This is a genomic window from Rhodococcus sp. P1Y (assembly GCF_003641205.1).
In the GTDB taxonomy this organism is placed as follows: Bacteria; Actinomycetota; Actinomycetes; order Mycobacteriales; family Mycobacteriaceae; genus Rhodococcoides.
Genome location: NZ_CP032762.1, coordinates 1,960,780 through 1,975,634, shown reverse-complemented (window position 1 = coordinate 1,975,634; position 14,855 = coordinate 1,960,780). Strand labels below are relative to the sequence as shown.

Sequence of the window (14,855 nt, the reverse complement as noted above, 5' to 3'; positions counted from 1 at the left end):
TCACTCCCCGGTGACACACGTCGATACCTCCGGGGACAGCGATCTCAGCGTCGACGACGGACCTCTCGGATGAGCAACCACACGAGATATCCGCCTCCCGCAACCACGGTCACCACACCGACCGGCAACGCGACCGGGAGTAGGTGCTGCGCCGTGACGTCGGCCCCGGCCAGCAAGAACGCTCCCGTGAACGCCGCAGGCGCGAGGGTCATGCCTGGGCTGCGAGTTAGGCGACGGGCGATCTGCGGGGCCGCGAGCGCGACGAACACGATCGGGCCTGCCGCCGCCGTCACGGTCGCGGTGAGCGCGACACCGATCACGAGCACGACGAGGCGGACACGTTCCACACGCGCACCCGTGGCCTTCGCGGCGTCGTCGCCGAGTTCGAGCTGTTTGAGGGCGGGCGAAAACACGGCCATGATGCCGAACAGTAGGAGGATGACTCCAGTGCCCCAGAGCACTTGATCCCAGCTGGTACCGGTGAGCGATCCGGCACCCCACGCTGCGGCACTCAGAGCGACCTTGAGCTTTGCGCTGAGCATCAACCAGGTGTTCAGCGAGGTCAACATCGCGGAAATTGCGATTCCGACGATGATCAGGCGAAATCCCTGCACCCCGCCACGCCACGCGAGGAGGTAGACGACGGCCGCCGTAGCGATACCGCCGACCAGCGCCCCTGCGGCCAACTGCAGATAGGAACCCTGGATCAAGATGATCACGATCAAGGCGCCGGAGTAGGACCCTGCGGTGAACCCGATGATGTCCGGTGACGCCAGCGGATTGCGGATCAGCGACTGGAAGGCCGCGCCGGACACCCCCAGCGCGGCACCGAAAACGACCGCTGCGACTGCCCGCGGTGCCCGCCATTCGACGACGACAGTGCGAGCGAAAACGGCGTCCGGATCACCGGTAAGTGCCGCCCACACCTGGTCAAGGCTCAGCGGATAGTCGCCGAGGGTCAGTGCCCACACCGTCACCACGAGGGTCGCCACCGCCAGAAGGGCGCACACCACGGTACTTCGGCCGTGCCAGCGTGCGGCGTAACCACCCTTGCGAACCACGAGCGTGCGGTGTCCGAAATCCACCCGCCGCTCGGTAGCAGTCGCGAGAGAAACCGAATTCACAGGCCACTCACCTTTGCTCGGCGGACCAGATAGATGAGCACCGGGGCGCCGACGAACGCGGTCACGATGCCGGCCGGGAACTCGCCCGGCCGGATGACGACGCGTCCGACGAGGTCTGCGGCGAGCACGAGCGATGGGGCTAGGACGAGCGTGTATCCGATGATCCAGCGCTGATCCGGGCCCACAATCCAGCGCGCGACGTGCGGCACCATCAGGCCGACGAAACCGATCGGACCGGCGATCGCCGTCGCGCCACCGGCCAGTAGCGTCACCGCGATGATCACGATCACCCGCGTGCGAACGACGTTCGCGCCGAGCGCGCTGGCCAGATCGTCCCCCAGTGCGATGGTGTTCAGTGAACTGGCCGCGATCGCGGCCAGCACCACTCCGATGATCAGGAACGGGAGCACCGGCAGCAGAACGTCCCAACCACGATCGACGAGACTGCCTGCGTACCAGCCACGCATCTGGTCGAACGTCTTCGGATCGGTCAGAACCCAACCGGTCACAATGCCGGACAGGACCGCTCCGAATGCGACACCCGCCAGCGTCAGTTGGACGGGGTCGGCACCGCCGCGCCCCATCGATCCGATCACGTAGACGACGACGGTGACGACCAGTGCGCCGAGAAATGCGAACCACACGTACCCGCTGACGGTGGTTACCCCGAACGCCGCAATACCGACCACGACGAAGAATTCGGCGCCGGCGTTGACCCCGAGAATGCCGGGATCGGCGAGCGGATTGCGGGTCAACGCCTGGATGAGCGCGCCGGACACCCCGAGTGCGAGGCCGACGGCGAGACCCACTGCCGTCCGAGGAATACGCATGTCCCACACGACGAACGCGTCACCCTTGCCCGTGTTGTGCAGCAGTGCGTCGAACACGACCGACAGCGGGATGTCCTTCGATCCGACGGCGATGCTCAGGAGCACCAAGACGGCCAGCGAAGCGATCGCGACGATCAATCCCAGTGCGCGACGTCCGAGGCTCGTCGACGCAGTTGCGCGGCGAACCCCCTCCGGCGTTTGCGCGGGCGGAGGATTATGTCCAGTTCGTGTTGTCACTCGGCTTCTCTCATGACGGTGGACGCACATCCAGCCGCCTCGTTCGCTACGAGGCGGCTGGATGAAAGATGGCTCTGTCCTAGGCGCCCGTGTTGAGCGCCGATGCCTCCAACTGCGGAACAACCTCGTCGAGCCACCACTGCACGCTCGATGGAGTCGGCGGATTCACCGCCAGCCACTGCGGTCCGTAGAGGTAGACGAGCGTCCCGTTCTTCGCGGCGAGGAGCTCGGGAACGCGGGGATCGGCCTCGAACGCCGTCCTGAACTTGTTTTCCGGGTCGGCAGACTCGTGGGTGACGATGAAAACGACGTCAGCGGAGAACTTGTCGATATTTTCCATCGAGTACTTGGGCGCGTTCGCCCCGATACTGTCCGCCCCGCCTGTCGGCTGTCCGTCTCCGGGCGTCAAGCCCAAGGCCTCGATGGGTTCGTTCGCATATTCGGTGAGCTGAAGCTGCTGATCCTCGCCATCGAGCACACCCAGCTGAAATGTTTTGCCTTGCAGGCCAGGCAGTTTCGCGGCGGCATCCGACAACGCGGCGTCGTACTTGGCTTCGGTCTCCTCGACGATCTTCTCGTCATGCCCGGTGAGCGCCGCAAGCGACGTCAGATTGTCCTGCCAGCTGGTATCGCCGCCTTCGTCCGTCGTCTCCAGACCGACATAGGTTGGCGCGATGGAAGAAAGTCGCTCGTAGAGCTGCTCGTCGACGCTCCAGACACTCGTCAGAATCAGGTCTGGCTGCAGCGCTGCGATCGCCTCAGGCGAGTCCGTGTAGTCCGCAGTGAAGAGGTCTGCGTTGAAGTCACCGTCGTAGCGGCCCTGCAACCACGGGTAGTCGTCGAGGTCGGACTCTTCCCCCGAAACCGCGACGGGCTTCTCGCCGAGGATGTCCAACAACCCGATCCAGTCCGTTCCTACAGCGACGATTCGCTCGGGCTTCTTCTCAACGGTGACGTCACCGTAGGCGGCGTCGATCGTCACCGGGAACGCACCGTTGCTCGACGCACTGTCGCTCGGCGCACCGTTGGTGGCACCGTCGGACGAGTTGCTCGCGCAGCCCGCGAGCACCAAGCCGGCACTGACCACGCCGGCAAGGAGTGCTGTCGCGCGACTTCGCGCGGAAAGCGGTTTCATTGATGATCCTCTCGTTACTTCCAAAGTTCGGGGGTCGGTCAGATGTTCGCGGAAACGGTGACCTCGAAGGACTTTCGCTGCGCAATCACGTCTCGGAGCGACTTGGGACGCAGGTCGGTCCACTGCTGTTCGATCCACTCGAGCACTGCCGCGCGCGACGCACCGTCGGGGGCTCCGAAAACGATCGCCCATCCACCTGGGACCGGCTTGAAGGTAGGCCACAGCGAGTACTGCTCTTCATGGTTGACGAGCGCGAAGAAGCGGCCCTCGTCGTCGTCGAACGGGTTGTTCGCCAACTCTTCTCCTTCGGTTGGTCGCCTGCAGCTACTCGGTACAGCGATACGGATTGACCGACAGGTTGCTCGCGCAGCGGACATATCGCAGAGGAGAGTAGCAACGAAAGCGAGTTAAGGCTAGGCTATCTTCAGCACCGCACGCTCGCCTGGGTCCCGCGATTGCCGGATTCGAGCGTGAGGCCACCGGGCTCAGATAGAAGGATCAGACGATTGCCGAAAATGACCATCCACCAAGACGGTCGCTCCACCTCGTCTGGCCTCGCCTCCACACCGGTTTCCACTGACCGACTCAGCGTCGATTCCGCCACGATCGGTTACGACCGACGAGTTATCTCCGAGCAACTCAGCGTGTCGATTCCCGACCAGTCGTTCACCGTCATCGTCGGACCGAACGCCTGCGGCAAGTCGACGCTGCTACGCGCACTGTCTCGGCTCATCAAGCCGAACGCCGGGCAGGTGATTCTCGACGGGATGGACATTCGTACCTACCAGACCAAGGAGGTCGCCCGCCGTATCGGCCTGTTGCCGCAAAGCGCCATCGCGCCGGACGGAATCACCGTCGCCGACTTGGTCGCCCGCGGCCGGTTCCCGCATCAGAAGCTCATTCGGCAGTGGACCGCATCCGACGAGTCGGCGGTGCTGACGGCAATGGACGCAACGGGCGTCACCGAACTGTCCGGACGACCGGTCGACGAACTGTCGGGCGGACAGCGCCAACGCGTTTGGGTGGCAATGGCTTTGGCGCAAGAGACCGAGATCATGCTGCTCGACGAGCCGACCACCTTCCTCGACATTTCCCACCAGATCGAACTCCTCGAGCTGTTCACGGACCTGAATCACCTCGGCCGGACACTCGTCGCGGTACTGCACGACCTCAACCACGCGGCCCGGTACGGAACCCACCTCATCGCTATGAAGGACGGCGCCATCGTTGCCGAAGGCGCGCCGTCGGAAATCGTTACCGCCGAACTCGTGCACGAGGTCTTCGGACTCGAGTGCGTCGTCCAGCCCGACCCGATCACAGGCACTCCGGCGGTCACACCGCTAGGCCGACAGCGCATCCCGCAAACGGCGAAGTAGCAGCCCGCAACTCCTCCTCACAACGGCTCCAACACTAGTGTTAGGTTAGGCTAAGCATTTCCCTAGTGAAGGAGTTCGGTGTGATCGAGGTTCGTCTTCCGCTGACGTCCGCGCAGTTGGGCGTTTGGACTGCAGAGCAGGTCACACCGGGTGCCGACGCCTTTCGAATCTCGCAACTGATCTGGCTGGACGGCGAGATCGACACCCCGCTCTTGGAGCGTGCGATCGACGTCGCGATATCCGAAGCAGACGTCCTCGGCCTTCGCCCCGTCGAGGATGCCGACGGACTACCGGTGTTGCGCCGGACGAGCGGGGCAGTCGGCACGACGACTGTGGTCGAGGTCGCCCAACCGGATAACCGGATCCGGGCCGAAGCGTGGACGAGGTGCCACGAATTCGGCGCAGGCGACGACCGGTTCGAATCGATGTCGGTCATCCACCGCCGAGCCGAAGGCTGGGCGTGGGAGTTCGCCACCCATCACCTGTTCCTGGACGCCTACGGCCTCGGATTGGTGACCCGCCGCGTCGGCGAGGTATACACCGCGCTCGTCGACAACGAGGAGATCCCGCCGCGATGGTTCGGGGCGTACTCCGAGCTCGCAGAAGCGGGCGCCGCGAACGTCGACGACCACTGGTTGCAACGATTCGAAGCCGTCGACGACATCACTCCGATCACCTTCGACGCGTCCCGACAGTTCTTCCTCACCGACGCTCGAACGCACGTCACGATCTCGGCCACCGTGGCCGAGTCGATCGACCAGTTGGCTCGTACCGCCCGCGTGACGTGGTCCGATGTAGTCGCCCTGGGCTGGGGCCTCTACACCGCAGCCCTCGTCGGCCGAGATGCGTTCGCCGTGCGATTGCCGCAGATGAACCGGTCCGGGCGGCCCGCTCTGACGACTCCGGCCATGCTCGTCGGAGCAGCCCCGGTGGTCTTCCGTCCAAGCCCGTCGGCAACCGTGCGCGAACTCTTGCAGCAGGTGAGCAGTGAAGTCCGAACCGCTGCGCGTCACACCGTGGCCGGGGAGAAACTGGCGCGCATGTGGCCGAACGGGCCCGACGACTACCAAGCGATCCCACAGTTGAACATCAAGGCGTTCGACTACAACCAATCGTTCGGTCCGATCCGCGGACGCCAAGAGACGATCGCCAGCGGACCGGTCGGGTTCCTCGACCTCATGGCGTATCGCGATTCGATCCACGGCTTCCTCCTGGATGTGGCCACCAGCGATCCTGCGATGGCCGCTTCCGGAGTGATCGACACAGCGAATGGATTCGTGCAGTTCCTGGGTCGGCTCGCTGCCGATCCAGAGGCTCGGATCGCGTCGCTGAGGGTGGTCGACGCTGATGTCGCGTTTTCGTCCGGTCCGGTTGTGTCGGTGGCTGATTCGACGTTGGATGCGTTGATTCAACGCCGGGTGGCCGGGTCTGTGGGTGCGGTCGCGATCATCGACGACGGTGGTGTCAAGTGGTCGTACGCCGACTTCGATGCCCGGGTCAACGCGTTGGCACATGTCCTGATCGAACACGGTGTGCAGGTCGGCGACCGTGTCGCAGTCCAACTCCCCCGCAGTGTCGACTTGGTCACCGCGCTGTTCGCGGTGATCCGTGTCGGCGCCGCCTACGTCCCGATCGACCCCGAGTATCCGGCCGAACGCATCACCCACATCCTCGACGACGCGGCCCCGGCCCTGGTGGTCACCCTCGAGTTCCTCGACGACCCCACGGTTGCGGCACGCCTCACACAGGGTAAGAGTGCAGCACCGGTCCTGGCCCGGGCCCTGACCCCCGCCGACACCGCCTACGTCATCTTCACCTCCGGTACCACCGGACGGCCCAAAGGTGTCGCGATCTCGCATCGGGCGATCGTCAACCGCCTGTCGTGGATGGCCACCGACTACCGGATCGGCGCCGGCGATCGGATCCTGCAGAAAACCCCGTCGGTGTTCGACGTCTCCGTCTGGGAATTCTTCCTCCCCGCCGTCGTCGGCGCCACCCTCGTCGTCGCGAAAGACGGCGGCCACAAAGACCCCGACTACCTCGCCGACATCATCGACCGCCACCGAATCACCGTCCTGCACTTCGTCCCCGCCATGCTCGCCGCATTCCTCACCTCGGCCCCCGACCCGCATCGACTGACCTCGGTGCGGCGGGTGTTCTCCGGCGAAGCCCTCCCCGCCCCGAACGCCGCCGCCGCAGACCGGTTGTTTGCCGAAGCGGAGTTGCACAACCTCTACGGCCCCACCGAAGCCGCCGTCGACGTCACCGCCGAACCCGTCCACGCGCACGCCCTCGACGGTGCGGTGACCGTCCCCATCGGGGTGCCCGTCGCCAACACCGTCACCCGGGTACTCGACACCTGGCTACGCCCCGTACCAGTCGGTGTGACAGGGGAGCTCTACCTCGGCGGCATCCAACTCGCCGACGGCTACCTCGCCCGCCCCGACCTCACCGCCACCCGCTTCATCGCCGACCCCACCACCGATTCGGGTCAACGCCTCTACCGCACCGGCGATCTCGTCCGCTGGAACACCGACGGGCACCTCGACTACCTCGGGCGTTCGGACGATCAGGTCAAAATCCGCGGGTTCCGCATCGAACTCGACGACATCCGCACCGTCCTCGAACACCACCCCGCCGTATCGACCGCCATCGTCACCGCCGTCGACCACCCGAACGGCACCGGTACCTATCTCGCCGCCTACCACACCGGCACGGGTCACCGGTGAGGAACTGCGTTCCTCACCGACCGGATTTCCATCCCATCGACACCATTCCCGTCACACCAACGGCAAACTCGACCGCCTCCCACTTCCCACCACTGCTTCCACTCCACCACTCCACCGTGTTCACCGACATCCTGCACCACCCACCACCGATTTCTTTCCACGATTTTCGGCTCGATCCAGTCCACCGCCCATCATCCATCCACCGCCGCATTCCACCACCGCCCATCCAATTCCACACCACCACCACACCCGCCCGATCGCGGTCACCACCTCACCACTACTGCCGATCGCCGCCCGCTACATAGACCGACCCGGCTTCGACCACTTCACCCAATCCTTCGTCTTCACCACCCCACCCGACCTCACCACCGACACCCTCCAACGAATCCTCACCCAGGTCCTCGGACATCACCCGACCCTGCAGGGCCGCCTCGGAATCGACAACTCCGGCGCACCGCACTTCACCGGCGCCGCCACCCCGATCGAGGTCACCACGCGACTCGACACCACCGAGTTCACCGACGGCTGGTCCGGACCGCGCTGGCCTGCATACGTCACTGCTGTGACGACGCGGCTCTCGGAGCAACTCGATCCGACGAACGGGATTTTGTGGCGCGCCATGTGGTGCACCAACTCCGGTGACAGCACCGGCCGGCTCGTCATGGTCATCCATCACCTCGCCGTCGACGGCGTCTCCTGGCGCATCCTCGAAGACGACCTCACACACGCCTGGGCACTCGACACCGGCACCACCACAACCGAATTGCTACCGGTCGGTACCTCCATCACCACCTGGACCCACGCACTCACCGAACGCGCACACGACCGCGACCTCACCGACCAACTCGAACACTGGACCACCGTCGCCGACGCCACACACCCCCTCTTCGGCGACCGCAGCATCGACCCCGACCGCGACACCCACGCCACAACCGGACACATCCACCTCACCGTTCCCGCCGACCTCACCGCCACCCTTCTGGGCGACGTCACCATCGCACTCACCGCGAGCGTCGAAGACATCCTGCTCACCGCACTGACCATCGCAACCAGCGCCTGGCGCGCACGCCGCGGCCTCGACCCACTCCCGATCACCATCGGCATGGAAGGCCACGGCCGCCAAGAAACACTCGTCCCCGGGGCAGACCTCTCACGCTCGATCGGCTGGTTCACCACCTGGTACCCGGTCCTGGCCGACCTCACCGACCTCGACCCGAACACCACCGTCACCGACCCCACCCTCGCCGCCGACGCAGTACTACGCATCAAAGACGCACTCGCACGCATCCCCGACCGCGGCATCGGCCACGGCATACTCACCCACCTCAACCCCGACGTAGCCCTACCGACGACCACCCCCGACATCGGATTCAACTACCTCGGCAACTTCAGTGCCGGCAACGGTGCCGCCAAACCATGGTCCAATTCGCCGGAGTGCTCCGGAATTCGCGCACACCTACCCGCAGAACTGCCCGCCGCAGCAGTGGTGGATGTCAACATCGCGGTTCTCACAGGTAGCGACGGCGAGCCTACGTTCGACGGATCCGTCGCCTACGCCCAGAACATCCTGACGAGCGAACAGGCTCACGAACTCGTCAAGTTGTGGACCTCCGCGTTACAGACTCTCGTTACCTACGCCACCAGCGTGGGTGCAGGGCGCGTGCGCCGTTCCCTCACGGACTTCACCGCCAGCGGTACGACTTACGGTGACCTCACCGTGTGGGAAGAGCGCTACGGCGAGATCACCGACGTCCAACCCCTCACCCCACTCCAACACGGCATGGTCTTCGAATCCATGCTCGACGACACCACCGACGCCGACCTCTACCTCACCCACACATTGATCCACCTCACCGGCCCACTCGACACGGACCGGCTCGAAGGCGCACTACACACACTGACCGAGATCCACCCCAACCTCAAGGCCGCAATCACACCCACCACCCACGGCACCTACATCGCCGTCATCCCCACCCACGCCACCGTCGAACTCACCACAGTGAACGGCACCGGCGAGTCAGATGCCGTGGACAAAGCCGTGGCACAGAACCGGAAAACCGGGTTCGTTCTCGACGCCGCGCCGTTGATGCGTGTCACCGCCGTCACCACCGCAACAGACCAGCACACCCTGATCCTGACCATCCACCACGCCATCACCGACGGCTGGTCCACCCCACTGATCAGACACACTGCGCGCCTGCAACAACCCACCACCAGTCCCCGACCCGACCCCACCCCACCTTCCTGAACTGGCTCACCCACCACGACCACACCACCTCACTGCACACCTGGGCACCGCCCTCGCCCAGGTCACCAGACCCACCCTCATCGCCACCACCCACCAGCCAGGTTTCCAGGCACTGGTTCCTTCCCTTCCACCCCTGACATCCATCCTTCCAGCCTGTCCATTGTATCCATTTCCATTTGTTCCATCCACCACCTTCCATTCTTCCATGAACTCTGGTCCATCCCCATCCCTGCGTCCTCCATTCCACCACCACCACCCTCCACCATTCACCACTTCGACCACCCTCTACCGGCCTACCATCATTTGACATTGGCCACAACCAACTGACCTCCCCACCCTCACGTCACGTCCACGTCCACCACTACCCCCTCCCCCTCGTCCACCACCACCACATCCCGTCCTTCCACCATCCACGACAGAATCCACCCTCCACTCCTTCCACCACATCCGCCACCACTTGTTCCTTCCACTCCATTCCACCCTTCCTCCATCCTTCATCCACCTGACGTCCTTCCATCCCTTCCTCATTTCAGGCCCCCCCTGGGACTCCATTGTCCATTCCATCCTGATCCATCCACTCCCACCTTTGTCCAGTCTGGTCCCAGCCCCTCGATCCAGCCTGGCCATTCCATCGACTCCATTCCACCAGACGCATCACCCCCCATCCTCCCGAGACTCTGCCCATCGCAGTCATCACCACCATCGACCTCCACACCCGCCACCACAAAGCACTCGACGGCAACACCGTCGTCACCACCACCGCACTACACCAATCCCCAACTCCCGACACCACACTCGCTGACTCCACGCTCACACCCGCCGATACCGCGTACGTCATCTTCACCTCCGGCACCACCGGACGCCCCAAAGGCGTCATGATCTCCCACCACGCGATCATCAACCTCATCACCTGGCGCCAAACAGTCTTCCCCCTCACCGAAGGCGACCGCGTCCTCCAGAAAACCAGCATCGGATTCGACGTCTCCGTCCCCGAAATCTTCTGGCCCCTCACCATCGGCGCCACCATCCGCCTCACCGCCCCGGCGGCGACAAAGACCCCCACTACCTCACCGACATCCTCCACACCGAACCCATCGCCTTCGTCGAACTCGTCCCCACCATGGCCCACGCCATGCTCGACACCGGACTCGACCTCAACCACACACCCCCCTACGCCACCTCGCCCTCGGCGGCGAAACATTCCCACCACCCTCGCCACCCCTTCCACCAACCACCTCCTGAAACCCCACCATTCGACACCGGCCACCGACACCCACGGCACCAGCGTCCCCATCGGCACCCCATCACCAACACCACCACCCACGTCCTCGACCCTGGCTGCAGGGTCCCCACCGGCATCACCGGCGAGCTCTACCTCGGCGGCACCCAGCTCGCCGACGGCTGTCGCCCGCCCCGACCTCACCGCCACCCGCTTCATCGCCAACCCCACACAGCACCAGCACCAGCACCGGCACCGGCACCGGTGAGCGTCTCTACCACCGGCGACCTCGTCCGCTGGAACACCCACGGACACCTGATACCTCGGACGCACCGACGACCAAGTCAAAATCCGCGGCTACCGCATCGAACTCGACGACATCCGCACCGTATTGGAACAGCACCCCGCCGTCTCCAGAGCCGTCGTCATCGCCACCGACCACCCGAACACCCACGGCGGCGGCACCGGAAAATACCTCGCCGCCTACCACACCGGCGACGACGTCACCGACGCGGAACTGCGGGCATACCTCACCGACCGGCTACCCACTTGTGGTCCACCGTCTTCATCCCCATCACCGACATCCCCACCACCCCAACGGCAAACTCGACCACCGCACCCTCCCCACCCGACCTCACCACCACCCTCACCGGCGGACGCGAACTCGACACCGATACGGAAAAGACCCTCGGACGGCTCTTCCGTGAGGTCCTGGGACTCGCGGACGACACCACACTCACCGCAGGCGACCACTTCTTCCGCCTCGGCGGGCACTCCCTGACCGCCACCCGCGTCGCCGCCCGCATCAACACCGAACTCGGCACGTCCCTGACCCTGCGAGAGGTGTTCACCACCCCCACCATCACCGACCTCGCCACCCTCATCGACACCACCCTCGACATCGACGACGCCACAGCGCCCTCACGAGTGCGCATCACCGACATCGCACTCACCGACCCCATCCCCGCCTCCTACGGCCAACAAGCACTCTGGGTCATCGACCAACTCGGCGGACCCGCCACCCAATACGTCGTACCCACGATCTGGTCCCTCACCGGCAACCTCGACACCACCGCCTTCACCGCCGCCATCAGCGACCTCGTCACCCGCCACCAACCCCTACGCACCCTCCTCGTCGAACACGACGGCACCCTCACCCAACACATCGTCGAACCCGCTCACGTCGCCGAACGGCTCTCGATCCAGGTCGTTGACATGCGGCACAGCACACCAGCGCACATCGACACCGCCCTCGACACCCTCATCGGCACACGATTCGACCTCGCCGCCGACCTCCCCCTCCGCGTCGCCGTCTACCGCACCGCCGACGACCGATGGACCATCGCCCTCATCGCGCACCACCACGCCATCGACGAATGGTCCACCCCCGCCCTCATCGCCGATCGCCGCCGCCTACCGCCACGCACGACAGGCCGGAACCACCACTACCGGTCACCTTCCACTCCATCCACTCCTTCCACCACTCCACCCTCCATTCCACCACCAGACTTTGGCCACCCCGCCACCACCGCCGCCACCCTCACCAACTCCACCAGATCCGATGTTCACCCCTCCACCACGTCACCATAATCACCACACATCCCTCCTCGGCGCCGGCACCGACATCACCATCGGCTCCCCCGTCGGCGGACGCACCGAAGACGGACTGCACGAGCTCATCGGCTACTTCGTCAACCCTCCCCCCCACCCCTCCACCCACCACCTCCACCACCACCACCACCACCATCCTCGACGCATTCGCCCACCAACACGCACCCTTCGAACACATCACCCGCACCACCAACACACCCCGCACCACCAACCGCACACCCCTCTTCCAAATCCTGCTCACCCACAACACAATCGACAGCGACACCGAACCCACACCAGACCTACCCGGTATCGACGTCACCAACAACGGGCCCTCCGCGCTCGGCGCCGTCAAGACCGACCTCGATCTCGACATCGTCGACACCCCCAACGGCATGACCGGCTACCTCACCTACGCCACCGAACTCTTCACCCCCGCAACGATCGACCGATTCACCACCACCTTCGAACGCGTCCTCAAAACCCTCACCACCGCACCGGAAACACGACTGGCAGCACTCGATGCATTGCCCGCAGCCGATTCGGACCAGATCTCCGCGCTCTCGACGGGTCCGATTGTGTCGGTGGCGAGTTCGACGTTGGATGCGTTGATTCGGCGTCAGGCGAGTGTGGATCCCGATGCGCTCGCGGTCATCGACGACCGCGGATCCGAGTGGACGTACACCGGGTTCGACGCACGCATCAACGCGTTGGCACATGTGTTGGTCGAGCACGGGGTGCAGGTCGGGGACCGTGTCGCAGTCCAACTCCCCCGCAGAGTGGACTTGGTGACCGCGTTGTTCGCGGTGATCCGAGCAGGGGCCGCGTACGTCCCGATCGATCCTGCGTATCCGGATGAGCGGATCGGGCACATCCTCGACGACGCGACCCCGGCCGTGGTGATCACCCGCGAGCTCCTCGACGACCCCACGGTTGCGGCACGCCTCACACAGGGTGAGAGCGCAGCGCCGGTCCTGGCCCGGGCCCTGACCCCCGCCGACACCGCCTACGTGATTTTCACCTCCGGCACCACCGGACGCCCCAAAGGTGTCACCATCTCCCACCGGGCGATCGTCAACCGATTGTCCTGGATGGCCACCGACTACCGGATCGGCGCCGGTGATCGGATTCTGCAGAAAACCCCGTCGGTCTTCGATGTGTCGGTGTGGGAGTTCTTCCTCCCCGCCGTCGTCGGCGCCACCCTCGTCGTCGCGAAGGACGGTGGCCACAAAGACCCGTCGTATCTCGCCGACATCATCGACCGCCACCGGATCACCGTCCTGCACTTCGTCCCCGCCATGCTCGCCGCATTCCTCACCTCGGCCCCCGACCCGCATCGACTGACCTCCGTGCGGCGGGTGTTCTTCTCCGGCGAAGCCCTCCCGCCGCGAACGCCGCCGCCGCAGACCACCTCTTCGCCGGCGCCGAACTGCACAACCTCTACGGCCCCACCGAAGCCGCCGTCGACGTCACCGCCGAACCGGTCCACGCGCACGCGCTCGACGCCGTGGTGACCGTGCCCATCGGGGTGCCGGTGGCCAACACCGTCACCCGGGTACTCGACACCTGGCTACGCCCCGTACCGGTCGGTGTGACAGGTGAGCTCTACCTCGGCGGCATCCAACTCGCCGACGGCTACCTCGCCCGCCCCGACCTCACCGCCACCCGCTTCATCGCCGACCCCCACACCCACACCGGCACCGGCACCGGCACCAGTCAGCGTCTGTATCGCACCGGTGACCTCGTCCGCTGGAACACCGACGGGCACCTCGACTACCTCGGGCGTTCGGACGATCAGGTCAAAATCCGCGGGTTCCGCATCGAACTCGACGAGATCCGCACCGTCCTGGAGCACCACCCCGCCGTGTCGACCGCGATCGTCATCGCCGTCGAACCCACCACCAGCACCGGTACCTATCTCGCTGCTTACCACACCGGCACAGACATCGATCCCGACGAACTACGCGCCTTCCTGACCGCCCGACTACCGGACTACATGGTCCCGACGGTGTTCATCCCCATCACCACCATCCCCGTCACCCCCAACGGCAAACTCGACCGCCGCGCACTCCCCACACCCGACCTCACCGGGGCACTGGCCGGCGGACACGCACCCACCACGGCCACCGAAACCGTCCTCGCCACCGTGTTCGCCGACATCCTGCACCTCCCCACCGACACCCCACCCTCGATCGACGACGACTTCTTCCGTCTCGGCGGTGACTCCATCTCCTCGATCCAGGTCGTCACAAGAGCCCGACGCGCCGGCATCACCATCACCGCCGCCGAAATCTTTACCCACCGCACCATCCACGCTCTGGCACACATCGCCGACACCCGTACCCACAATGAATCCGGGCTGACCGC

At 65.1% G+C, this 14,855-nt stretch carries 9 protein-coding genes and 1 pseudogene; 6 read left to right on the top strand and 4 right to left on the bottom strand.

The genetic code is table 11. The features are described 5' to 3' along the window. Positions 1–44: 44 nt before the first annotated feature. The 4 genes from D8W71_RS09230 to D8W71_RS09215 all read right to left on the bottom strand — a co-directional run bounded on the left by D8W71_RS09230 (position 45) and on the right by D8W71_RS09215 (position 3,622). Positions 45–1,124: a FecCD family ABC transporter permease gene (locus D8W71_RS09230; RefSeq protein ID WP_121112871.1), complete on the bottom strand. Its 1,080-nt coding sequence runs from the start codon at positions 1,122–1,124 to the stop codon at positions 45–47. Next, entirely contained in the window at positions 1,121–2,191 is a 1,071-nt protein-coding gene (locus D8W71_RS09225) for an iron chelate uptake ABC transporter family permease subunit (protein WP_236077808.1), read from the bottom strand. Before D8W71_RS09225 ends, D8W71_RS09230 begins: the two co-directional genes overlap by 4 nt. 79 nt (positions 2,192–2,270) lie before the next feature. Next, a complete protein-coding gene (locus D8W71_RS09220) occupies positions 2,271–3,326 on the bottom strand; it encodes an ABC transporter substrate-binding protein (protein ID WP_121112867.1) in 1,056 nt (351 codons plus the stop codon). 38 nt (positions 3,327–3,364) lie between these two features. After that, on the bottom strand, positions 3,365–3,622 hold the full coding sequence (locus tag D8W71_RS09215) for an MbtH family protein (RefSeq protein WP_121112865.1): 258 nt from the start codon (positions 3,620–3,622) through the stop codon (positions 3,365–3,367). Between the two features lie 210 nt (positions 3,623–3,832). On the opposite strand from D8W71_RS09215, the gene D8W71_RS09210 reads away from it, so the two are divergent. The 6 genes and pseudogenes from D8W71_RS09210 to D8W71_RS28390 all read left to right on the top strand — a co-directional run. Beyond that, a complete protein-coding gene (locus D8W71_RS09210; protein WP_121112863.1) occupies positions 3,833–4,702 on the top strand; it encodes an ABC transporter ATP-binding protein in 870 nt (289 codons plus the stop codon). 80 nt (positions 4,703–4,782) lie between these two features. Beyond that, positions 4,783–7,431, top strand: coding sequence for an amino acid adenylation domain-containing protein (locus D8W71_RS09205; RefSeq protein ID WP_153275351.1), 2,649 nt, complete (start codon positions 4,783–4,785; stop codon positions 7,429–7,431). Then, a complete protein-coding gene (locus tag D8W71_RS09195) occupies positions 7,394–9,679 on the top strand; it encodes a condensation domain-containing protein (protein WP_328588827.1) in 2,286 nt (761 codons plus the stop codon). Before D8W71_RS09205 ends, D8W71_RS09195 begins: the two co-directional genes overlap by 38 nt. A 572-nt stretch (positions 9,680–10,251) precedes the next feature. Further along, positions 10,252–11,166 (top strand): AMP-binding protein, encoded by a 915-nt coding sequence (locus tag D8W71_RS28395; protein WP_121112855.1) that lies wholly within the window; start codon positions 10,252–10,254, stop codon positions 11,164–11,166. A 281-nt stretch (positions 11,167–11,447) separates the two neighbouring features. Then, positions 11,448–12,488, top strand: coding sequence for a condensation domain-containing protein (locus tag D8W71_RS09185; RefSeq protein ID WP_161965433.1), 1,041 nt, complete (start codon positions 11,448–11,450; stop codon positions 12,486–12,488). Then, a pseudogene (locus D8W71_RS28390) lies at positions 12,455–14,848 on the top strand (AMP-binding protein); the annotation flags it as partial. The gene D8W71_RS09185 and the pseudogene D8W71_RS28390, both read left to right, overlap by 34 nt. Positions 14,849–14,855: the final 7 nt, after the last annotated feature.